The sequence below is a fragment of the Methylobacterium dankookense genome (genome assembly GCF_902141855.1).
Lineage (GTDB): Bacteria > Pseudomonadota > Alphaproteobacteria > Rhizobiales > Beijerinckiaceae > Methylobacterium > Methylobacterium dankookense.
The window spans coordinates 49912-72176 of sequence record NZ_CABFVH010000027.1; the positions used below are offsets into that span (position 1 = coordinate 49912).

Annotated in this window: 21 protein-coding genes; 15 read left to right on the top strand and 6 right to left on the bottom strand. The window is 72.1% G+C overall.

Features of this window, described 5'->3' with window-relative positions; genetic code table 11:
* Positions 1-36 precede the first annotated feature (36 nt).
* A complete protein-coding gene (gene selB / locus MTDSW087_RS18825) occupies positions 37-1929 on the top strand; it encodes a selenocysteine-specific translation elongation factor (protein ID WP_238179389.1) in 1893 nt (630 codons plus the stop codon).
* A 95-nt stretch (positions 1930-2024) separates the two neighbouring features.
* Positions 2025-2471 (top strand): anaerobic typically selenocysteine-containing protein, encoded by a 447-nt coding sequence (locus MTDSW087_RS18830; RefSeq protein WP_142584264.1) that lies wholly within the window; start codon positions 2025-2027, stop codon positions 2469-2471.
* Positions 2472-2491: 20 nt separating this feature from the next.
* On the opposite strand, the gene pdxR is transcribed toward MTDSW087_RS18830, so the two are convergent.
* Complete coding sequence (pdxR, locus tag MTDSW087_RS18835; RefSeq protein WP_238179391.1) at positions 2492-4012, bottom strand: MocR-like pyridoxine biosynthesis transcription factor PdxR; 1521 nt, start codon at positions 4010-4012, stop codon at positions 2492-2494.
* Positions 4013-4107: 95 nt separating this feature from the next.
* Here pdxR and MTDSW087_RS18840 point away from each other — a divergent pair, with 95 nt between their 5' ends.
* Together MTDSW087_RS18840 and MTDSW087_RS18845 are read left to right on the top strand one after the other, a co-directional pair.
* On the top strand, positions 4108-4731 hold the full coding sequence (locus MTDSW087_RS18840) for an FMN-binding negative transcriptional regulator (protein WP_144766448.1): 624 nt from the start codon (positions 4108-4110) through the stop codon (positions 4729-4731).
* Positions 4728-5444 (top strand): GNAT family N-acetyltransferase, encoded by a 717-nt coding sequence (locus tag MTDSW087_RS18845; RefSeq protein WP_144766449.1) that lies wholly within the window; start codon positions 4728-4730, stop codon positions 5442-5444. Before MTDSW087_RS18840 ends, MTDSW087_RS18845 begins: the two co-directional genes overlap by 4 nt.
* A 176-nt stretch (positions 5445-5620) precedes the next feature.
* Here MTDSW087_RS18845 and MTDSW087_RS18850 read toward each other — a convergent pair whose 3' ends face one another.
* Positions 5621-5890, bottom strand: coding sequence for a DUF6894 family protein (locus MTDSW087_RS18850; RefSeq protein ID WP_144766450.1), 270 nt, complete (start codon positions 5888-5890; stop codon positions 5621-5623).
* Between the two features lie 382 nt (positions 5891-6272).
* Between MTDSW087_RS18850 and MTDSW087_RS18855 the strand changes: the two genes are divergently transcribed.
* From MTDSW087_RS18855 to MTDSW087_RS18905, 11 genes are all read left to right on the top strand, one after another.
* Positions 6273-6734, top strand: a complete 462-nt coding sequence (locus MTDSW087_RS18855) for a tellurite resistance TerB family protein (protein ID WP_144766451.1) — start codon at positions 6273-6275, stop codon at positions 6732-6734.
* Between the two features lie 144 nt (positions 6735-6878).
* Positions 6879-8150: a Zn-dependent hydrolase gene (locus tag MTDSW087_RS18860; RefSeq protein WP_280525280.1), complete on the top strand. Its 1272-nt coding sequence runs from the start codon at positions 6879-6881 to the stop codon at positions 8148-8150.
* A gap of 233 nt (positions 8151-8383) precedes the next feature.
* Positions 8384-8587: a DUF4089 domain-containing protein gene (locus tag MTDSW087_RS18865; protein WP_144766452.1), complete on the top strand. Its 204-nt coding sequence runs from the start codon at positions 8384-8386 to the stop codon at positions 8585-8587.
* A complete protein-coding gene (locus MTDSW087_RS18870; RefSeq protein WP_144766453.1) occupies positions 8584-9990 on the top strand; it encodes an AtzE family amidohydrolase in 1407 nt (468 codons plus the stop codon). Before MTDSW087_RS18865 ends, MTDSW087_RS18870 begins: the two co-directional genes overlap by 4 nt.
* Before the next feature lie 9 nt (positions 9991-9999).
* Positions 10000-10383 (top strand): oxalurate catabolism protein HpxZ, encoded by a 384-nt coding sequence (gene hpxZ, locus MTDSW087_RS18875; RefSeq protein WP_144766475.1) that lies wholly within the window; start codon positions 10000-10002, stop codon positions 10381-10383.
* 250 nt (positions 10384-10633) lie between these two features.
* On the top strand, positions 10634-12259 hold the full coding sequence (locus tag MTDSW087_RS18880) for an ABC transporter substrate-binding protein (RefSeq protein ID WP_144766454.1): 1626 nt from the start codon (positions 10634-10636) through the stop codon (positions 12257-12259).
* A gap of 229 nt (positions 12260-12488) precedes the next feature.
* Positions 12489-13442 (top strand): ABC transporter permease, encoded by a 954-nt coding sequence (locus MTDSW087_RS18885; RefSeq protein ID WP_144766455.1) that lies wholly within the window; start codon positions 12489-12491, stop codon positions 13440-13442.
* Positions 13443-13455: 13 nt separating this feature from the next.
* Positions 13456-14382, top strand: coding sequence for an ABC transporter permease (locus MTDSW087_RS18890; RefSeq protein WP_144766456.1), 927 nt, complete (start codon positions 13456-13458; stop codon positions 14380-14382).
* On the top strand, positions 14379-15437 hold the full coding sequence (locus MTDSW087_RS18895; protein WP_210248298.1) for an ABC transporter ATP-binding protein: 1059 nt from the start codon (positions 14379-14381) through the stop codon (positions 15435-15437). The genes MTDSW087_RS18890 and MTDSW087_RS18895 overlap by 4 nt, the downstream gene beginning before the upstream one ends.
* Before the next feature lie 18 nt (positions 15438-15455).
* The gene (locus tag MTDSW087_RS18900) at positions 15456-16493 is read left to right on the top strand and encodes an ABC transporter ATP-binding protein (protein ID WP_238179294.1); all 1038 of its coding nucleotides are present in this window, start codon (positions 15456-15458) and stop codon (positions 16491-16493) included.
* 184 nt (positions 16494-16677) lie between these two features.
* The gene (locus MTDSW087_RS18905) at positions 16678-17517 is read left to right on the top strand and encodes an SGNH/GDSL hydrolase family protein (RefSeq protein ID WP_144766457.1); all 840 of its coding nucleotides are present in this window, start codon (positions 16678-16680) and stop codon (positions 17515-17517) included.
* 116 nt (positions 17518-17633) lie between these two features.
* Here the strand turns inward: MTDSW087_RS18905 and urtE are convergent, their stop codons facing one another.
* The 4 genes from urtE to urtB form a co-directional block, all read right to left on the bottom strand.
* On the bottom strand, positions 17634-18329 hold the full coding sequence (gene urtE / locus MTDSW087_RS18910) for an urea ABC transporter ATP-binding subunit UrtE (RefSeq protein WP_144766458.1): 696 nt from the start codon (positions 18327-18329) through the stop codon (positions 17634-17636).
* A 201-nt stretch (positions 18330-18530) separates the two neighbouring features.
* Positions 18531-19340, bottom strand: coding sequence for an urea ABC transporter ATP-binding protein UrtD (urtD, locus tag MTDSW087_RS18915; protein ID WP_144766459.1), 810 nt, complete (start codon positions 19338-19340; stop codon positions 18531-18533).
* Entirely contained in the window at positions 19340-20488 is a 1149-nt protein-coding gene (urtC, locus tag MTDSW087_RS18920; protein ID WP_144766460.1) for an urea ABC transporter permease subunit UrtC, read from the bottom strand. Before urtC ends, urtD begins: the two co-directional genes overlap by 1 nt.
* A gap of 2 nt (positions 20489-20490) precedes the next feature.
* On the bottom strand, positions 20491-22065 hold the full coding sequence (gene urtB / locus MTDSW087_RS18925; RefSeq protein ID WP_144766461.1) for an urea ABC transporter permease subunit UrtB: 1575 nt from the start codon (positions 22063-22065) through the stop codon (positions 20491-20493).
* Positions 22066-22265 lie beyond the last annotated feature (200 nt).

A 22265-nucleotide genomic window follows, 5' to 3' on the forward strand; every position in this document is an offset into this window, starting at 1 on the left:
ACGGCACGCGACTGATCGGAATCGATGGCACTGGCGATGAAGACTCTCCTTGTCGGCGTGATCGGGCATGTCGACCACGGCAAGACCGCCCTCGTGCGGGCGCTCACGGGCATGGAGACCGACCGCCTCAAGGAGGAGAAGGCGCGCGGCGTCTCGATCGTGCCCGGCTTCGCGCTGCTGAGGCCCGGCACCGGCGAGATCGACCTCGTCGACCTGCCGGGGCACGAGCGCTTCGTGCGTGCGATGATCTCGGGCGCTACCGGCATGCGCGCCGTGCTGCTCGCCGTCGACGCGCACGAGGGCATCAAGCCGCAGACGGTGGAGCACCTGGAGATCGCCCGGCTGATCGGCGTGCGGCGCGGCGTCGTGGCGCTCACCAAGGCGGACCTCGCCACCCCCGAGATGCTGGCGGCCCGCGGCGCCGAGATCGCGGCGGCGGCGGCCCGCGCCGGGCTCGACCATCCGGAGGTGGTGGCGACCTCGGCGCTCACGGGGCAGGGGATCCCGGAGCTGACGGCGGCGCTCGCCGCGCTCCTCGAGGCAGCCCCGCCGCGGGCCGATGACGGCTTCCCCTACCTGCCCGTCGACCGGGTGTTCTCGCGGCCCGGCTTCGGCACCGTGGTCACCGGCACCCTGCGGCGCGGCCGCCTGAGCGTCGGCGACACCCTCGCCATCGTGCCGGGCGGCAAGATCGCGACCGTGCGCGGGCTGCAGGTCCACGGCCGCTCGGTGGAGGGCGTCGAGCCCGGCCGGCGCTCCGCGGTGGCGCTCTACGGCATCGACCTCGACGAGATCGCCCGCGGCCAGGCTCTCTGCCCGCCGGGCCTGCTCGCGGAGAGCCGCTGGATCGACGTGTCGCTCACCGCCGCGGCGAGCGCGGAGGGGCCGCTCGCCTCCGGCACCGCCCTCCGCCTCCTGTTCGGCACCACCGAGGTCCCGGCGCGGCTGCGCCTGCTCGACCGGGACGCGCTGGAGCCCGGCGCCTCGGCGCAGGCCCAGATCCACACGGAGGCCGAGATCGCGGTGCCGGCGCGCGAGCCCTTCATCCTGCGCCTCGACGCGCCCTCGGTCACCGTCGCGGGCGGGCGGGTGCTCGATCCGGCCGCGCGCCGGCGCAAGCGGCACGACCCGCGGGTGCTGTCCGACCTCGCGGCGCTGGCCCGCGGCGGGCCGGCCGACATCCTCGGCACCCGGCTCGGGCAGGCCGGGGCGGCGGGCACGCCGCTGCCCGAGCTCGCCCGCCTCGCCGGCGCCGCGCCGGAGCGGGTGCGCCGGGTGCTCGAGACCATGGGCGCGCGCGAGATCGGCGACCGCTTCCTCGGCGCGCAGGCCTTCGGGGCGCTCCGCGAGAGCCTGCTCGCCACCCTCGGGCGCCACCACCGCGACCATCCGATGGAGCACGGACTCGCGGCCGAGCGCATCCTGCGGATGCTCGGACTCGGCGAGACCGTGGCCTCGGCGGCGCTCCGCGACCTGATCGCCAGCGGCGCCGTGGCCCAGGCCGGCGCCCTCTACCGGCGGGCGGAGTTCGATCCGGCCCGCAACGAGACCGAGGTGGTGCGCCGCCTGGACGCCGTGTTCCGCCGCGCCGGCCTCTCGCCCCCCGACGAGGCCGAGGCGGTGGGGCGCGACCCGCGCCGCCGCGAGGCCCTGACCTACCTGATCGGGGCGGGGGCGGTGATCCGCGCCGTCGACCGGGTGCAGCGCCGCGCGGTCCTGTTCCACAAGGACGCGATCCTCGACGCGCGCGCGCGCCTCGCCACGGCCTTCCCGAACGCGACCGCGCCGGAGACGGGCTTCCTCGCCCGCGAGGCCGGGGCGGCGCTCGGCATCTCGCGGAAGTTCTCGATCCCGCTCCTGGAGCATCTCGACGCCGCCGGCTTCACCCGCCGCGCGGGCGACCGCCGCACGATCATCGGACAGCCCTGACGCGGCGCCGCGTCGCGCGTCGGAACCGGGGTCCCGCGGCCGGACCTGTCCTCGGGATGACGGCCGCCCGGCCGAGAGGACCCCAGAAGGATCCCATGCGACAGCTCCTCGCCGCCTGCACTCTCGGACTGGCCCTCGCCGGCCCGGCGCATGCCGAATCGAAGCCCCTGCCGAAACCCGCGACCGACGTGATGCCGCCTGTGGAGCTGACGATCAGCGAGGCGGACGGGAAGCCGGTCTGCGCGCCCGCCGAGCTGCGCCTGCCGGCCGACACCAACGTGGCGCTCCATGTGGTGAGCCGGGTGAACGCGCCTGTCACGATCACCGCGCCGGGCCAGTTCGAGAACGCGCATGTGCTCCACGCCGACGGCGACCTCGTGCACGTGGCGAGCGAGAAGGGCTATCTCGTCAAGCAGAACGGCCAGGGCACGCTCCGATTCCGCACCCTGGGCGCCGGCGATCACAGCTACGCCTGCACCAGCGCGCGCAACCAGTCGCAGCCCTTCACGGGCAAGCTCACCCTGACGCCGCCGGCCGGGTGATCCCGTCTGCCGGCCGGATTTCAGGCCGACGGCGCCGCCGGCGCGCCGCGCAAGGCCGCGGCCATCCGTGCGACGGCCGGCGCCATCGCGGGCTCCGGCACGGCGGCGTAGCCGAGGAGAAGGCCGGGGCTCGCGGCGGCGTTCGCGGCGGGGCCCGCGTGATAGGCCGAGAGCGCCACCGCAGCGATCCCGGCCGCCGCGCAGGCCGCCGCCGCCCGCGCGTCGCCGAGGCCGGCCGGCCAGAGCGGGCCGGGCCGGGCGACGAGATGCATGCCCCCCGCGAGGGGGGCCACGTCCAGGATGTCGGCCTGACGCGCCGCCGCCGCGAGCAGCGCCTCCTGGCGCAGCGCGTAGAGGCGGCGCGTGCGGCGCAGATGGGCCGCGAGATGGCCCTCCTCGATGAAGCGGGCCAGCGCCCCCTGGCCGAGGCCCGCCGGGGCGGGGCCGGCCTCGGCGAGCGCCCGCTGCACCGGCGCGGCGAGACCGGGCGGCAGGACGAGGTAGCTGAGCTGCAGGGCCGGCAGGAGCACCTTGGAGAAGCTGCCGACATAGATCACGCGGCCCTCGCGATCGAGGCTGCGCAGCGGCGCGAGCGGGCGCCCGGCATAGCGGTAGGCGCCGTCGTAATCGTCCTCGACGATCCAGCCGCCATTCGCCCGTGCCCAGGCCAGGAGGTCGAGCCTGTTCTCCAGGCTCATGGCGTGGCCGAGCGGATAATGGTGGGCCGGCGTGACCACGGCGAGCCGCCCCGCCGGCTCGATCGCGCGGGCCGCCGCCACCGCGAGGCCGCCGGGCCCGACGGGCACCGGCACCGGCCGCAGGCCCGCCTCGGCGAGCGCCCGGGCGATGCCGGGAAAGCCCGGATCCTCGACATAGGCCGCCTCGCCGGGATCGAGCAGCAGGCGCGCCAGCAGGCGCAGGCTCTGGCGGATGCCGGCGGTGACGATCACGTCCTCGGGCTCGCAGGCGACGCCGCGGCCGGCGGCGAGATAGGCCGCCACCGCGCGGCGCAGGGCCGGCAGGCCGAGCGGGTGGGGCGCGGGCGGCGGCCCCTCGCGCCATTCCGCCTGGATCAGCTTGGCGAAGACCGCGAAGGGGAAGGCGTCGAGGGCCGGCCGCCCGAGGGCGAAGGCGTCGGGCGCCTCGGGACCGGACAGGTAGGCGCGCGGCCCCGAGGCCGCGAGCGCCGCGCCGCGCCGCGACAGGACCGGGGGCGGCAGGGAACGCCCGGCGGGCGCGGGGGCCGGCGGGGCGGGATCCTCCGGCGGCACGGCGGCGACGCGGGTGCCGGAGCCGGTGCGCGCCACGAGATAGCCCTCGGCAGCGAGCTGCTCCAGGGCGAGCAGCACCGTGCCGCGGGCGCAGCCGAGATCGGAGGCGAGCGCCCGCGAGGCCGGGATGCGGCTGCCCGGCGCGAGGCGGCGCGACAGGATCGCCTCGCGCAGGGCATCGCGAATCTGGACGTGCAGGGGCCCACCCGAGCCGGGATCGAGCCCGAGGGCGAGGGGTAGGGGTCCGCCCGGGATTTCCGGTGCAGGCACGGCGCAATTGGTCCAGTCGATCGCTCGAAAATGGATCTTTTGCCTGGGCCGCTTTCGCGTCAAGCGGAGGCTCGCATCCGCAGGAGAGGTTTTCCGTGTACCAGCCGCCGCATTTCCGGGAGGAGGGCCGCGAGGCGCTCGCCGCTCTGGTGCGCGCCCACCCGCTCGGGCTCCTCGTCACGGCGGGGCCGGGCGGGCTGATGGCGAACCCGGTGCCGTTCCTGCTCTACGCCGAGGGCGAGCACGGCGTGCTGCGGGCACATGTGGCGCGGGCCAACCCGCAATGGCGGGAACTGGAGGCGGTGGCGGATTGCCTCGTCGTGTTCCAGGGGCCGGAGGCCTACGTCACCCCCTCCTGGTACGCGACCAAGCGCGAGACCGGCCGCGTCGTGCCGACCTGGAACTACGCCACCGTGCAGGCGCGGGGCCGGCCGCGCGCCATCTCCGATGCCGGCTGGCTGCGGCGGCAGGTGGACGACCTCACCGCCGCGCGCGAGGGCGGCCGGCCCGAGCCCTGGGCGGTCTCGGACGCGCCGGAGCCCTTCGTCGCGGCGCAGCTGCGCGCCATCGTCGGCGTCGAGATCGCGCTCACCGACGTCGCGGGCAAGTGGAAGATGAGCCAGAACCGCACGGACGAGGACCGGGAGGGCGTGGCGCACGGCCTCGCGGCCGAGGGGGACGCGGCGGTCGCCGCCCTCGTCGCGGAGCGCCGCCCGTGAGCCCGCGCAGCAACGCCTACGGCCAGCCGGTCGGCCCCGACCTGTCGGGCTGGACCCCGCGCCCGCTGCCGCCGCGCACGCCGATGGAGGGCCGCACCTGCCGGCTCGAACCCCTCGACCCGGAAACCCATGCGGAGGAGCTGTTCGCGGCCTTCACCGCCGCGCCGGACGGGCGGAGCTGGACCTACATGTTCGGCGAGCGGCCGATGGATGTCGAAACCTACCGGGCGGGCCTCGCGGCGCAGGCCGCCGGATCCGACCCGATCTTCTTCGCGATCCGGGACCGCGCGACCGGGCGCGCGGCCGGGATCGCCTCCTATCTGCGCATCGATCCGGGCAACGGCAGCATCGAGGTCGGGCACATCCATCTGAGCCCCGCCCTGCAGCGGACCCGGGCGGCGACCGAGGCGATGGCGCTGATGATGGAGCGCGCCTTCGGCCTCGGCTACCGGCGCTACGAGTGGAAATGCGACAGCCTCAACGCGCCCTCCCGCGCGGCGGCCCTGCGCCTCGGCTTCACCTTCGAGGGCATCTTCCGCAACGCCGTGGTGGTGAAGGGCCGCTCGCGCGACACCGCCTGGTTCTCGATCACCGACGCCGAATGGCCGCGGGTGCGGGCGGGGCTGGAAGCCTGGCTCGCCCCGGAGAACTTCTGGGATGACGGCCGGCAGCGCCGCGGCCTCGCCGAGATGCGGGCCGACATGCAGGACTGATCCCGCGTCCGGTTGATCGGACCGGACGCGGGATCAGTAAGCCCGCGCGGCGCTTGAGCGAAGGCGACATCCGCTATCCCGGAGGGATCAGCCAGCCCGCGCGGCGCCTGAGCGAAGGCGACATCCGCCATCCCGAAGGGATCACCCGGATGTCGTATGACCGGCCGGATGGTGCGCTATGCGGGGTCCTCTGCCGTCCCGTGCGAGCCCAGGATCGCGGCCGAGCCCGAGACGTGGAAATCGAGCCGGAAGAGCACGAGGCCGGCCTCGTTCGTGACCTCCATGGTCCAGTCCTCGCCGAGCTTCATGCGCTGGGCATTGTCGGCGATCACCCGGCCCGCGAGGTGGATCGCCATGTGCTGCGCCTCGTGCCAGTCGGCGAGTTCGCGGCCCGCGTGATCGGGCACGCTGATGCCGTCGGTGATGTTGAAGAAGAACCGGGGCACGCGGCGCTCCACCTCGGGAAGGCGGGAGCGGTCCGCTCTCACTCACGGGCGCGCCTCGGGTCGAAGCCGTGATTGCCCTCGCTTCTGGCCGAGGGCCGGCAGGCGCTTCCATCACCTGGGTTAACGAAGCGCGGGTTCTCGGATGCAGCGGGCCGATCCCGTGGGAGGGGGCGTTGGGACCGGCCCGCTGGCCGCGCCGTCGCTGGGGTCGCTTGCGGACGCGGTATCGGAGCCTGAGCGAGGCGCTTTGCTGGAATGTGTCGGTGGCCCCGCGGCAGGGAGAGTCCGATTGGGGGATGCCGATTGCCGGCTTGCGCGCGGCCCCCCTGCCATGGCCTAGACTGATGGCGCATCGCCGTCCCGGAGCCCGATCCACCGCGCCATGAGCCTCCTTCGCGACCTGTTCGGACGTGTCTCGCAGACCGTGACCGCCTATGCCGGCGACAGCACCCTGATGCTCGCCGCCGTCTCGGCCGCCGCCAACGTCATCGTGGCCGATGGCGAGGTCGCGGGCGAGGAGTTCGAGACGGCGCTCGCCGGCCTGCGGGCCAACCCGATCCTGGAGAAGGGCTACGACGCCCTGATGCTGGAGACCGAGCTCTACGACGGCATCGCCCGGGCGCGCACCCGCGCCGGCCGCGCCGAGAACCTGCGCCACGTGGCCGGCGCCGCCGAGCGGCCGGCCGAGCAGCGCGCGGCGATCTTCCTCATCGCCGCGGACGTGGCCGACCACGAGGGCATCGCGGGCGTCGAGGCGGCGGCCCTCCTGGAGATCGCGGCCGCCCTGAAGGTCGATCCGGAGGCGCTGCTCCGCGCCTCGCCCGTCCTGCGGCGGGAGCCGTGACAGAGGACTGCGTCCGGCGCATGACCGGCCCGTATCGCCCCCTGGCACCCCGGTTGCTCCTGCGCTCCGGGTCAGGCCGCTTCGGAGCGGCGGATATCGACAGCGTGACGCGTCGCCGAATTAGCCGGCAAAAGGATTGAGAGCGTGGCTACAGAACCGACGAATCCGGGCAAGACCCACAATCTGCGCATCGACGGGTCGCGCCTCTGGGCGACCCTGATGGAGACGGCGGCCTTCGGCGGGACGCCGGCCGGCGGCATCAACCGCCTGACGCTCTCGCCCGAGGACGGGCAGGTGCGCGACTGGTTCCGCGCGGCCTGCGAGACGGCGGGCCTGGAGGTCGGCGTCGACGCCCTCGGCACCCAATACGCCCTGCGCCGCGGGCGCGACATGAGCCGGCCCCCGGTCGCCTGCGGCTCGCATCTCGACACCCAGCCCACGGGCGGCAAGTTCGACGGCATCCTCGGCGTGCTCGCGGGGCTGGAGGTGATGCGCAGCCTCGACGATGCCGGGATCGAGACCGAGGCGCCCCTGCTCCTCGTGAACTGGACCAATGAGGAGGGCTCGCGCTTCGCCCCCGCCATGATGGCCTCGGCGGCCTATGCCGGGGAATTCACCACCGAGGAGATCCTGGCCAAGCGCGACGCGGCCGGTGTCAGCGTCGCCGAGGCCCTCGACGCGATCGGCTGCCGCGGCCCCGAGCCGGTCGGCGCCCGCGCCATCGGCGCCTTCGTGGAACTGCATATCGAGCAGGGCCCGATCCTCGAGGCCGAGGGCAAGACCATCGGCGTGGTCGAGGGCGGCCAGGGCATCGCGTGGTTCGACGGCGCGGTGACGGGCTTCGAGAGCCATGCCGGCACCACGCCGATGCCGCGGCGGCGCGACGCCCTGCTCGGCCTCGCCGAGCTGGCGCTGGCGGTCGAGCGGATCGCGCAGGGCCACGCCCCCAGCGCCGTGGCGACGATGGGCGAGGCGGTGATCGGGGCGCCCTCGCGCAACGTGGTGCCGGGCCAGATCCGCTTCACCCTCGACATGCGCGATCCGAAATCCGAGACCCTCGACGCCATGGAGACGGCGCTCCGCGAGGCCGCCGCCGAGATCGGCGCCCGGCGCAACCTCGCGCTCCAGATCGAGCGGATCTGGCGCAAGGAGCCGGTGCCCTTCGATACGGGCCTCGTCGCCGCCGTCGATGCCGCCGCGGAGGCGCTCGGCCACAGCCGGCGCCGGATCGTCTCGGGGGCCGGCCACGACGCCTGCAACCTCGCGGGCCGCGTGCCCACCACGATGATCTTCGTGCCCTGCAAGGACGGCGTCAGCCACAACGAGTCGGAATCGGCCACCCCCGCCGATTGCGCGGCCGGCGCCGACGTCCTCCTGCACACCCTGCTCGCCCTGGCCAACGCTCCGCGCGTCTGAGCCGGAATCGCCGCGCCCATCGCGGGCGCGGCGGTTTTCCATGCACGAGTTTTAGGCATCTCCCCGGCCCGCGCCCTGCTCACCGGGCGTGCAGATTGGAGCGGTTCTGCATTCTCGGTCGGCAGATCCGGCCGCGCGGATTGAATGCAACGCTTGCAACCGGTGCCTTTGCTGCGGATCTTCGCGCCTGTTCACGAGACCGCGACGGCTCGAAACCAGGCCCGGACCGCACGATGGCAATTCCCGACGCACCGACCACCGAGCCGGATCTCGCAGCCTACGCGGCGGCCGCCGCCCCCGTGCTGGGCCTCGCCCTCGATCCGGCCTGGATCGAGCCCGTCGTCGCCAATCTCCGCGTGCTGCGCGCCGCCGCCGACCTCGTCGCCGCCTTCCCCCTGCCGGACGAGGCCGAGGCGGCCCCGGTCTTCGAGGCGTGAGCACCGTGACCGACTGGAGCACCGCATCCGCTGCCGCCATCGCCGCGGCGGTCTCGTCCGGGCAGGTCTCGGCCCGGACCGTGGCCGAGGCCGCCCTTGCCCGCATCGCCGCGATCGATCCCCGCACCAACGCCTTCACCGCGGTGCTGGGCGCGCGGGCTCTGGCCCGGGCCGATGCGGTCGATGCCGGTCTCGCCCGCGGCGAGGCGCCGGGGGCGCTCGCGGGCGTGCCCTTCGCGGTCAAGAACCTGATCGACGTGGAAGGATTGCCGACCCGGGCCGGCGCGAAGATCAACCGCGACCGGGCGCCCGCGACCCGCGACGGCGCCCTGGTGCGGCGCCTGGAGGCGGCGGGCGCCGTGCTCGTGGGCGCGCTCAACATGGGCGAGTACGCCTACGACTTCACCGGCGAGAACGTGCATGACGGGGATTCCCGCAACCCGCACGACCTCGGCCACATGACCGGCGGCTCCTCCGGCGGCTCCGGCGCGGCGGTGGCGGCGGGGCTCGTCCCCCTCAGCCTCGGCTCCGACACCAATGGCTCGATCCGGGTTCCATCCGCCTTCTGCGGCTGCTTCGGCCTGAAGCCCACCTACGGGCGGTTGACCCGGGCCGGCAGCTTTCCCTTCGTCGGCAGCCTCGACCATCTCGGGCCGATGGCCCGCTCGGTCCACGACCTCGCCTGCGCCTACGACGCCATGCAGGGGGAGGATCCCGAGGACCCGGTCGCCACGACCCGCGCGCCCGAGCCGGCGCTGCCGGGCCTGGAGGACGGGCTCGGATCCCTGCGCGTCGCCGTGGCCGGCGGCTACTTCGCCCGCGGCGGCGACCCCGAGGCCTTCGCGGCCGTGGCCCGGGTCGCCGACGCCCTCGGCGCGACCCGGATGGTCGAGGTGCCCGAGGCCGCCCGCGCCCGCGCCGCCGCCTACCTGATCACCGCCGCCGAGGGCGCCGCGCTTCATCTCGACCGCCTGCGTGCCCGCGCGGGCGAGTTCGACCCGGCCGTGCGCGACCGCCTGATCGCGGGCGCGATGATCCCGGCGCCCCATGTGGAGCGGGCGCAGCGCTTCCGCCGCTGGTACCGCGCGGCGGTCATGGACCTGTTCCGCGAGGTCGACATCCTGCTCGCCCCGGCCACGCCCTGTCGGGCGCCGCGCTCCGGCCAGAAGACCTTCGTGATCGACGGCGTCGAACTGCCGGTGCGGGCCAATATCGGTCTGTTCACGCAGCCGATCTCCTTCTTCGGCCTGCCGGTGGTGGCGGTGCCGGTCCGGCTCGACGACGGCCTGCCGCTCGGCGTGCAGGTGATCGCCGCGCCCTGGCGCGAGGCCGACGCGCTGCGCGTCGCGCGCGTGCTGGAGCGGTCCGGCGCCGTCCGCGCCCCGGTCGCGGCGCTGGATTGAGGGATGTCCATGGTCATCGACGATCCCGCGGTGAAGGCAGAGGTCGAGGCGGCCTTCCGCGCCTACGAGGCGGCGCTGACCGGCAACGACGTGCCGGTGCTCGAAGCCCTCTTCCACGACGATCCCCGCACCATCCGCTACGGCGCGGGTGAGAACCTCTACGGCATGGACGCGATCCGCGCCTTCCGCCGTACCCGCGCGCCCATTGGCCTGATGCGCGCGCTGCAGGACACGGTGATCACCACCTATGGCCGTGACCTCGCCACCGCGATGACCTTGTTCACCCGCGACAACGCGCCCGGCAAGGTCGGCCGCCAGAGCCAGACCTGGGTGCGCTTTCCCGAAGGCTGGCGGGTGGTCGCCGCCCATGTGAGCGTGATCGACGCGCCCTGAGGCGCGCCAGCCCGAGAACTCCGACAGACATTCCGGCACGCGGCCTGCGCCGTTTGCTGCCGGTGAGCTGTGCCGCGGCCCCGCAGGACCGGGGCTGACCAGAGATTATTTTTTTCGTGCTGCCGCGTGAGGCGAAAAACAAGTCTTCGCACCGCGCCGCCTCTTCGGCCCCCTTTGGCCGCGCCCTTGCATGGGGCCGGCCGTCCCCACGGGCATCCCGGTGCCCGCCCACGGAGCGAACCCCCTCGACATGCTGTCCCTGACGAAACGACTCGGCGCCCGCGCGGCGCTCGCCGCAGCCCTGCTGGTCACGGTGGCGATCCCCGGGGCATCGGCCCAGGGCGTGCTCCGGATCGGCATGACCGCCTCGGACATCCCGCTGACCACCGGCCAGGCCGACAATGGCGGCGAGGGCATGCGGTTCACCGGCTACACGGTCTATGACGGCCTCATCAACTGGGACCTGTCCTCGGTGGACAAGCCCTCGGACCTGACCCCGGGCCTCGCCACGGAATGGGCGGTCGATCCGAACGACAAGACCAAGTGGACCTTCAAGCTGCGCCCCGGCGTCAAGTTCCACGACGGCTCCGACTTCACCGCCGAAGCGGTGGTGTGGAACTTCGACAAGCTCCTGAAGAACGACGCGCCGCAATACGACCCGCGCCAGTCGGCGCAGGGGCGCACCCGCATCCCGGCGGTGGCGAGCTACCGGGTGGTCGACCCGATGACCGTCGAGATCGTCACCAAGGCGCCCGACGCCACCCTGCCCTACCAGCTCTCCTGGATCATGATCTCCTCCCCCGCGCAGTGGGAGAAGCTCGGCAAGAGCTGGGACGCCTTCGCCAAGACGCCGTCCGGCACCGGCCCGTGGAAGATGACCCTCTTCGCCCCCCGCGAGCGGGCCGAGATGGTCCCGAACGCGACGTACTGGGACAAGGGCCGTGTGCCGAAGCTCGACAAGCTCGTGCTGGTGCCCCTGCCCGAGGCCAATGCCCGCGTCGCCGCGCTTCGCTCCGGCCAGGTCGACTGGATCGAGGCGCCCGCCCCCGACGCCGTCGCCTCGCTCAAAGGGGCCGGCTTCCAGATCGTCACCAACGCCTACCCGCACAACTGGACCTGGCACCTCTCCCGGATCGAGGGCTCGCCCTGGAACGACATCCGGATCCGCAAGGCCGCCAACCTCGCCATCGACCGCGAGGGCCTGAAGGAGCTGCTCGGCGGCCTCGCCATCCCGGCCAAGGGCTTCCTGCCGCCCGGCCACCAATGGTTCGGCAAGCCGACCTTCGACGTGAAATACGATCCGGCCGCCGCCAAGAAGCTGATGGCCGAAGCCGGCTACACGCCTCAGAAGCCGCTCGCCATCAAGGTCGGCATCTCGGCCTCCGGCTCGGGCCAGATGCAGCCGCTGCCGATGAACGAGTTCGTCCAGCAGAGCCTCGCCGAGGTCGGCATCAAGATCGATTTCGAGGTGGTGGAGTGGAACACGCTGATCAACATCTGGCGTGCCGGCGCCAAGGCCGACATCTCGCGCGGCGTGTCGGCGATCAACTACTCGTACTTCATCCAGGACCCCTTCACCGGATACATCCGCCACCTGCAGAGCAACCTCGCGCCGCCGAACGGCACGAACTGGGGTTATTACAACGATCCTGAGATGGACAAGCTGTTCGACGGCGTGCGCAACACCTTCGACAAGGCCGAGCAGGAGACCATCCTCAAGAAGGTGCACGAGAAGTTCGTCGACGACGCGCTGTTCATCATGATCACGCACGACGTCAATCCGCGCGCCATGAGTTCCAAGGTGAAGGGCTTCAAGCAGGCCCAGAACTGGTTCCAGGATTTCTCGCAGATCACCATGGCGACCGCCGGCCGATAGGCCCCGGAACCGCGACAGACCCCCTCTCCCGTTCGGGAGAGGGTTGGGGTGAGGGATGAGAAGCTTCAGGTCCCGGCACGCCGATGCCGCGGATCCCTGCGAGCCTTCTCCGGCAGGTTCTCGACCCTCACCCTGTCCCTCTCCCGAACGGGAGAGGGGACCCGCGCCCTTCCCGAATGTCGGGGAGAGGCAGGGACGATGCCCCGAGACAACCGAGACCAGACAGCCGATGCTGCTCTACATCCTCAAACGCCTGATCTACGTCACGCCCGTCGCCTTCGGCGTCAGCGTCGTCTGCTTCCTGCTCGTCCATCTCGCGCCGGGCGATCCGTTGAGCGCCGTGCTGCCTGCGGATGCCACGCAGGCGACCATCGACGAGATGCGCTCCGCCTACGGCTTCGACAAGCCGCTGCCGGTCCAGTACGCGATCTGGCTCTGGCACGTGCTCCAGGGCGACCTCGGCACCTCCATCGCCACCGGGCGGCCCGTGCTCGGCGAGGTCTCCCGCGCCGTGGTGAACAGCCTGATCCTCGCCTCGGTGGCGACGCTGATCGGCTTCACCTTCGGCACCCTGTTCGGCTTCGTCGCCGGCTACCGCCGCAACTCGGTCCTCGACCGGACGGCCTCGGCGCTCTCCGTCTTCGGCGTGAGCGTGCCGCATTACTGGCTCGGCATGGTCCTGGTGATCATCTTCTCGGCCACGCTCGGCTGGCTGCCGCCGACCGGCGCGGGGCCCGACGGCTCCGGCAACTGGCGGCCCGATTTCGAGCACCTGCGCTACATCATCCTGCCGGCCGTCACGATGTCGGTGATCCCCACCGGCATCATCGCCCGCACCGTGCGCGCGCTGGTGGCCGACATCCTCGCCCAGGACTTCGTGGAGGCGCTGCGCGCCAAGGGCCTCGACGAGTGGGGCGTGTTCAAGCACGTGGTGCGCAACGCCGCCCCGACGGCCCTCGCCATCATGGGTCTGCAACTCGGCTACCTGCTCGGCGGCTCGATCCTGATCGAGACGGTATTCGCTTGGCCCGGCACCGGCTTCCTCCTCAACGCCGCGATCTTCCAGCGCGACCTGCCGCTGCTCCAGGGCTCGATCCTGGTGCTCGCGATGTTCTTCGTCCTGCTCAACCTCATCGTCGACGTGATGCAGACCGCCCTCGATCCGCGCATCGAGCGGGCCTGAGCCGGAGAGAGCCATGACAGCACCCGTCACCGCCGCCTCCATCGCCCTCGACGGCGCCGTCGCCACCGCCTCCCCCGTCGAGGCGGAGGCCTTCGTCCCCTCCCGCGGCTTCTGGGGTCATGTCGGCCACCGGCTGGTCCGCGATCCCGTCGCCATGGCGGCGGGCGCCGTGATCCTGTTCATCGTCGCGGTCGCGATCCTGTCGCCCTGGATCACGCCGATGGATCCCTACAAGGGCTCGATGCTGCGCCGCCTGCGCCCCGTGGGCGACGCCACCTACTGGCTCGGCTCGGACGAGCTCGGCCGCGACATGCTGAGCCGGCTCATGGTCGGCGCGCGCCTGTCGCTGTTCATGGGCGTGACCCCGGTTCTGATCGCCTTCGCCATCGGCTCGGCCATCGGCATCCTCGCCGGCTATGTCGGCGGCTGGACGAACACGATCCTGATGCGCACCATCGACGTGTTCTTCGCCTTCCCCTCGGTGCTGCTCGCCATCGCGCTGTCGGGCGCGCTCGGCGCCGGCATCTTCAACGCCATCGTCTCGCTGACCTGCGTGTTCGTGCCCCAGATCGCGCGCGTCGCCGAGAGCGTGACGACGGGCATCCGCCGCCGCGACTACATCGACGCCGCCAAGCTCTCCGGCGCCTCGGCGCTGACGATCATGCGGGTGCAGGTGCTCGGCAACGTGGTCGGCCCGATCTTCGTCTACGCGACCTCGCTGATCAGCGTCTCGATGATCCTGGCCTCGGGCCTGTCCTTCCTCGGCCTCGGCGTACGTCCGCCGGAGCCCGAATGGGGCCTGATGCTGAACACCCTGCGCACTGCGATCTACGTGAACCCGATGGTCGCGGCCCTGCCGGGGCTCGCCATCTTCGTGGTCTCGATCTCGTTCAACCTGTTCTCGGACGGCCTGCGGACGGCCATGGAGATCCGCCAGTGAACGCGCCCGTTCTCACCCCCTCCATCGATCCCCGCGACCGCGGCGGCCCGGCCCAGCCCCTCCTCTCGGTCTCGGGGCTCGTCAAGCACTTCCCCGTCCGGAAGGGGCTCGGCGGCCAGAAGCAGGTGGTGCGCGCCGTGGACGGCGTCGACTTCGAGACGCTGAAGGGCGAGACGCTCGGCATCGTCGGCGAATCCGGCTGCGGCAAGTCGACGACGGCCAAGCTCCTGATGGGGCTGATCGAGCGCGATTCCGGCGAGATGCTGTTCGACGGCGAGGCGGTGGGCTCGCGCGCGCTGCCCTGGCGGGCCTATCGCCGCCAGGTCCAGATGGTGTTCCAGGACTCTTACGCCTCCCTCAACCCGCGCATGACGGTCGAGGCCTCGATCGCCTTCGGCCCGAAGGTGAACGGCGTGCCGGGCCGGCAGGCGGTGGAGCGCGCCCGCGGCCTGCTCGCCCGGGTCGGGCTGGAGCCGAAGCGCTTCGCCGGCCGCTACCCGCACGAGCTCTCCGGCGGCCAGCGCCAGCGCGTGAACATCGCCCGGGCGCTCGCCCTCGAGCCGCGCCTCGTGCTCCTCGACGAGGCGGTCTCGGCCCTCGACAAGTCGGTGGAGGCGCAGGTGCTGAACCTGCTCCTCGACCTCAAGGCCGAGTTCGGCCTGACCTACATCTTCATCAGCCACGACCTGAACGTGGTGCGCTTCATCTCCGACCGCGTGATGGTGATGTATCTGGGCCGGGTCAGCGAGATCGGTCCCTCGGACGCGGTGCTGGCCGAGCCCGCCCACCCCTATACGGGCGCGCTGCTGCACTCGATGCCCTCCCTCGACCCGGACAACCGCACCCAGGTGGCGCTGCTCGCGGGCGACCCGCCGAACCCGATCGATCCGCCCCCGGGCTGCCGCTTCAACCCGCGCTGCAAGCTCGCCGCCCCGGTCTGCACCCAGGTGGAGCCGCCCCTCGACCCGGTCGCGCCGGCCCACCGCGCCGCCTGCCTCGCGCGCCAGCCCGGCTCCGGACATCCGGAAGCCCCGGCGGCACTGGCAGCGGCCTGACGGCAGGAGCGTGACGTGATGACCGCAACGAAGAGCGACGCGATGCCCGACGCACCCGCCGTCGAACTCGGCGACCTGAAGGTCGGCTTCGGCAAGATCCGCGTGGTCGACGGCGTCGACCTCACCCTCGAGCGCGGCCAGGCCATGGCGCTCATCGGCGAATCGGGCTCCGGCAAGAGCGTGACGCTGCGCGCCATCCTGCGCCTGTTCCCCGAGGGTCGCAGCCGGATCACCGGCACGCTCAAGGTCGCCGGGCGCGACGTGCTCGCCCTGTCGAAGCGCGAACTCGCGGATTTCCGCGGGCGCACCGTGTCGATGATCTTCCAGGAGCCCCTGCTCGCCTTCGACCCGGTCTACACGGTCGGCCGCCAGATCACCGAGGCGATCCAGCGCCACGAGAAGGTCTCCGCCTCCGAGGCCCGCAAGCGGGCGCTCGCCCTGTTCGAGCGGGTGCGCATCCCGAGCCCGGAGCGGCGCCTCGACAACTACCCGCACGAGATGTCGGGCGGCATGCGCCAGCGCGCGATGATCGCCTTGGCGCTCGCCTGCCGGCCGCAGGTGCTGCTCGCCGACGAGCCGACCACGGCGCTCGACGCCACGGTGCAGATCCAGATCCTGCTCCTGCTGCGCGAATTGCAGCGCGATCTCGGCCTCTCGATCATCCTGGTGACGCACGATCTCGGCGCCGCCGTCGAGGTCGCCGACCGGATCAGCGTGATGTATGCCGGCCACGTGGTGGAGACGGGCAGCGCGCATCAGGTCGTGCTCGATCCGCACCATCCCTACACGATCGGCCTGCTGCGCAGCCGCGCCGAGGGCGCGATGGACAAGGGCGCCCGCCTGCAGACCATCCCCGGCAGCCCGCCGGACCTCGCGAACCGGCCGCCCGGCTGCCCCTTCGCCCCGCGCTGCTTCCTCGCCGCGGAGAGATGCCGCCAGGAGATGCCGCCGGTGGCCGAGATCGCGCCCGGGCACCGCGTCGCCTGCTGGCGCACGGAGGAGGCCGCGGCCGCCTTCCGCGCCGGGGAATCCGCCCGCGAGGCCGTGCCGGCCTGAGCACCGGCGTGGGGCGGCCGCTCCGGCTGTCGCCCCCGATGTGAATCGCGTGGACGGCTGCGGCCGAGGTGCTGCGTTTCTGCCTTAATTTTGCGTTACGAATTCGGTCGGGATTTAAGTGCTCGGCGGAACCCGACCTTTCGGGCTGGCGGGGCATCCTGTATCAGCTCCAGACGTCAGGTCGATGGTCCCGTCCGTGATCGACACCGCTCCGCTCCGCACCGCCACGAAGTCCTTCCGCAGCCTCGCGCGCACCGCCGGGGTGATCGCGGGGCTCATGCTGCTGCCGACGGCGGTGCTGGCCACCGCGGACCTCCTGCCGACCTCGCTCGACCTCACCATCCTCGGCGTCGATTCGGGAACGGAGGCGGACCTGCCGCATGTCGCCCGCCAGATCGCCATCGGCGCTCCGCTGCGGATCGTGGCCTTCGGCTCCTCCTCGACCGAAGGCATCGGCGCGAGCAGCCCGTCCAAGGCCTATCCGGCCCTGCTCGAGGCGGCGCTGCGCAAGACCTATCCGCAGCTCGGCGGCGTCACGGTGCTCAACCGCGGCATCGGCGGCGAGCACACGGACGACATGCTGCGCCGCCTCGACCGCGACGTGATCCAGGCCGAGCCGCAGCTCGTGATCTGGCAGACCGGCAGCAACGACCCGCTGCGCGGCGTCTCGGTGGAGCATTTCCGCGAGGCGACGGTGGGCGCCATCAAGCGGATGCAGGAGGCCGGCATCGATGTCGTGCTGATGGAGCCGCAATGGTGTCCGACGCTGGACGCCACGCCCGGCTCCTCTCGCTTCCGCGACGCCGTGCGCGAGATCGGTGACGAGCTCGGCGTGCCGGTGATCCGCCGGGCCGACCTGATGCAGGACTGGATCCGCGAGGGCAAGCTGACCCGCAAGCAGCTCTTCGCCTCGGACGGCCTCCACATGGCCGATGGCGGCTACGCGCTCCTCGCCGAGGCCGCCGCTGCGGCCATCACGGAAGATTCCGGCCGCGCCCAGGTCGCCGAGGCCGTCGCCGAGTAAGTTCCGGGATCCCAAAGGGATCATCCCTTTGGTGGGGTGTCGGGGCGAAGCCCTGACGGGAAGCCCAGGGCTCCGCCCTGGACCCGCGAGAGGGTGACCCCTCTCGACACTCGGATTCAGACCGAGAGCCAGCGCAGCACTTCGGCCTCGTTCATGCTGCCGCGCGTGCCCGCATCGACCACCTGGCCGCGGTCCATCACCGCGTAGGTGTCGCAGAGGTCGCGGGCCCACTCGAAATACTGCTCCACCAGCACGATCGCCATCTCGCCCTTGCCGCGCAGATAGGTGATGGCCCGGCCGATATCCTTGATGATCGAGGGTTGGATGCCCTCCGTCGGCTCGTCGAGGACGAGGAGCCGCGGCCGGGTCACCAGGGCGCGGGCGATAGCGAGCTGCTGCTGCTGGCCGCCCGAGAGGTCGCCGCCGCGCCGGTGCAGCATGTCCTTCAGCACCGGGAACAGGTCGTAGATCTCGGCCGGCACGTAGCGGTCCTTGCGCTTGCAGGGCGCGAAGCCGGTCTCAAGGTTCTCCTTCACGGTGAGCAGGGGGAAGATCTCGCGGCCCTGCGGCACGAAGGCGACGCCCGCCCGCGCCCGGTCGTAGGGCGCGAGCCCCGAGAGCACGGTGTCGCCGAGCCGGATCGAGCCCTTGGCGATCGGCTGCTGCCCGACGATGGCGCGCATCAGCGAGGTCTTGCCGACGCCGTTGCGGCCGAGCACGGCGGTCACCTGCCCCGGCTCCGCGGTGAGCGAGACGCCGCGCAGGGCCTTGGCGGCGCCGTAGTAGAGATCGATGGAGTCGACCGTCAGCATCGTCTCAGAGCCTCTATGAGATATGGGGATCCCAAAGGGCCTCCAGGCCCTTTGGCGGGGTTCGGGGCGCGGAGCCCCGAATTCGGCTGCCCCGACCCGGCGCAGCCGGGCCGGGACAGCCGATCTGCAGGGCTCTGCCCTGCACCCGCGAAAGGTCTCGACCTTTCGAAACCATGACTTTCGCTTGCCGAGGCACGGCTCTCAGCGCCCCAGATAGACTTCGACCACCTTCGGGTCGGCGGAGACCGCGTCGATCGAGCCTTCCGCCAGCACCGCGCCCTCGTGCAGGCAGGTGACGCGGCATTCGAGCGCGCGGACGAAGTGCATGTCGTGCTCGACCACGATGACCGCGTGGTCGCGGGCGATCTCGCGGAGCAGCGTCGCGGTCTCGGCGGTCTCGGCATCGGTCATGCCGGCGACCGGCTCGTCGACCAGCAGGAGCTTCGGGTCCTGCGCCAGCAGCATGCCGATCTCCAGCCACTGCTTCTGCCCGTGCGAGAGGTCGGCCGCCGGGCGCCCGCGATGGGCGATCAGCCCGACCTTGGTGAGCAGCGCGTCGATGCGCTCGGCCTCGACGCGGTTGCGCCAGCCGAACAGCGAGGCGACGCCCGAGCGCGGGCCCTTCAGTGCCAGCAGGATGTTGTCGGCCACCGTGTGGCTCTCGAACACGGTCGGCTTCTGGAACTTGCGGCCGATGCCGAGGTCGGCGATGGCCGGCTCGTCGAGCCGGGTCAGGTCGTAGGTGCCGTCGAAGAGCGCGGTGCCCGTATCGGGCCGCGTCTTGCCGGTGATGCAGTCCATCATCGTGGTCTTGCCGGCGCCGTTCGGGCCGATGATCGCGCGCATCTCGCCCCGGTCGAGGGTGAGCGAGAGGCCGCGCAGGGCCCGGTAGCCGTCGAAGGTGACCTTGAGGTCGTCGAGGTAGAGCAGCGCGTCGGTGACCCGCTTCTTGGTCGCGGGGCCGACGGAGGCGTCGTGCCGGATCGGCTCGAGGAGATCGGTACCGCTCATCAGCCCTGTCCTTCCTCGGCGAGCTTCGGGGCGATCTCGGGCTCGGGGGGCAGCTTGGCCCTGGCGCGGCGGCTGCCGAAGCGCTCGATCAGGGTGCCGACGATGCCCTTGGGCATGAACAGCGTCACCACCACGAACAGGGCGCCCAGCGCGAAGAGCCAGGCATCCGGCAGCGCGCCGGTCAGCACCGTCTTGGCATAGTTGACGATGACGGCGCCGAGCGCGGCGCCGACCAGCGTGCCGCGCCCGCCGACCGCGACCCAGATCACCGCCTCGATGGAGTTGGTGGGCGCGAACTCGCCCGGGTTGATGATGCCGACCTGCGGCACGTAGAGCGCGCCGGCCACGCCCGCCATCATGGCCGAGACGGTGAAGGCGAGCGTCTTGTAGTGCTCCGGCCGGTAGCCGAGGAAGCGCGTGCGCGATTCCGCGTCCCGCACCGCGATCAGGATCTTGCCGTAGGCCGAGACCGTCATGAAGCGGGCGACCAGATAGCCGAGCGCCAGCGCGATCCCGGTCGCCACGAACAGCGCCACGCGCGTGCCCTGCGCCTGGACGGGGAAGCCGAGGATGTCCTTGAAGTCGGTGAGGCCGTTGTTGCCGCCGAGCCCCATGTCGTTGCGGAAGAAGGCCAGCATCAGCGCGAAGGTCATCGCCTGCGTGATGATCGACAGGTAGACGCCCGTCACCCGCGAGCGGAAGGCGAGCCAGCCGAAGACGAAGGCGAGCAGGCCAGGCACGGCCAGCACCATCAGCGCCGCGAAGGCGAAATGGTCGAAGCCGAGCCAGTACCAGGGCAGCTCCTTGTAGTTCAGGAACACCATGAAGTCGGGCAGGACCGGATTGCCGTAGACGCCGCGTGGCCCGATCTGGCGCATCAGGTACATGCCCATCGCGTAGCCGCCGAGGCCGAAGAAGGCGCCGTGGCCGAGCGAGAGGATGCCGCAATAGCCCCAGACGAGGTCGAGGCTGAGCGCCAGCAGCGCGAAGGCGAGATACTTGCCGAACAGCGAGACGAGGTAGGTCGGCAGGTGCAGGCCCGAGCCCTCGGGGATGCCGAGGTTCAGGAGCGGCACCACCAGGCAGAAGGCGGCGAGCGCCGCGAGGAAGATCCAGCCCTTCGGGTCGATGAGGCGGGTGCGGGTCATGCTCACGATTCCACCGCCCGGCCCTTGAGCGCGAACAGGCCGCGCGGGCGCTTCTGGATGAAGAGGATGATGAAGATCAGCAGCGCGATCTTGGCGAGCACGGCGCCGAAATAGGGCTCGAACAGCTTGTTCGCGACGCCGAGGGTCAGCGCCGCGACGAGCGTGCCCCAGAGGTTGCCGACGCCGCCGAAGACCACCACCAGGAACGAGTCGATGATGTAGCCCTGGCCGAGATTGGGCGAGACGTTGTCGATCTGCGAGAGCGCCACCCCCGCGATGCCGGCGATGCCGGAGCCGAGGCCGAAGGTCATGGCGTCGACCCAGGGCGTGCGGATGCCCATGGCGGCGGCCATGCGCCGGTTCTGCGTCACCGCCCGGGTCTTCAGGCCGAAGGCGGTCTTCCTGAGGACGAAGAGCAGGCCGAGGAAGACGCTGAACGAGAACAGCACGATCCACATCCGGCCCCAGGTGATGGAGAGGCCGAACAGGTCGAAGGCGCCCGACATGAAGCCCGGCGAGCCGACCTCGCGGTTGGTGGGGCCGAAGATCGAGCGCACGCTCTGCTGGAGGATCAGGCTGACGCCGAAGGTGGCGAGCAGGGTCTCCAGCGGGCGCCCGTAGAGGAAGCGGATGATGCCGCGCTCGATCACGACGCCGACCGCCCCCGCCACCAGGAAGGCGCAGGGGATGCTGATGGCGAGCGACCAGTCGAACAGGCCGGGCGCGTGCGCGCGGATCGCGTCCTGCACGAGGTAGGTCGTGTAGGCCCCGAGCATCACCATCTCGCCATGGGCCATGTTGATGATGCCCATCACGCCGAAGGTGATGGCGAGCCCGATCGCGGCGAGCAGCAGCACGGAGCCGAGCGAGACGCCGTACCAGACGTTCTGGGCGGCGGCCGCCACGGCGAGCCGGGTCTCGATCGCCTGGATGCCGCGGCCGGCCGCCGCCTTCACGGTCTCGCTCGGGTCGCTCGCCGCTATGGTGCGCAGGATGGCGATGGAATCGCCGTCGCCGCGGGCCTGGAGGATCGGCAGCGCCGCGAGCCGGTCGGCCTCCGGGGTGCCGGGCTTGGCCAGCAGCAGGGCGGCGCGGGCCTGCTCGAACAGGCGCTTGATGCCGCGGTCGCTCTCCTTGGCAAGGGCCGTCTCGACGGCCGGCAGGGCGCTCGTGTCGCGCGCCTTGAACACCGCCTCGGCGGCCTCGCGGCGCTTGCCCGGATCGGTGCTCACGAGGTTGAGCTGGCCCTGGGCCGCCTCCAGGGCGCGGCGGATCTTGTTGTTGGCGCGGACCGGCTTCAGCCCCTCGGCCGTGGCGGCGCCGCCGCTGCGCGCCTCGACGAGGCCGTCGCCCTGCTTCACGAACAGGGCCTTGTCGGAGGGGCGGTAGAGCAGGCGCCCCTCGGCGAGCGCGGCCAGCACCGCGCCCGCGCGCGGATCGCCGCTGGCGGCGAGGCCCGCGATGCCGGTCTCGATGTCGCCGTAGCTGTCGCTCGCGAGGCGCGCATAGGGGTCGGACTGCGCGAGGGCGGGGCCGGAGAGGCCGAGCGTCAGCAGCAGGAGGAGGATGCGGATCATCGGACTCTAAGGTCTCCGCGCGTGACGCGCCCTCCTCCGCCGTGCGGGGAGGAGTCGGAGGCGGGGATTGTGCGGGTCGGGGCACGGGCGGCGTGTTCTGCGCCGCCCCCGCCCCTCCCCCTCCGGCGGGAGGGGATGGCGCGTCATGCGTCAGTCCCGGGCGAGGACCGCTTGCCCGGGACCGACCGGACCGCGTCGGC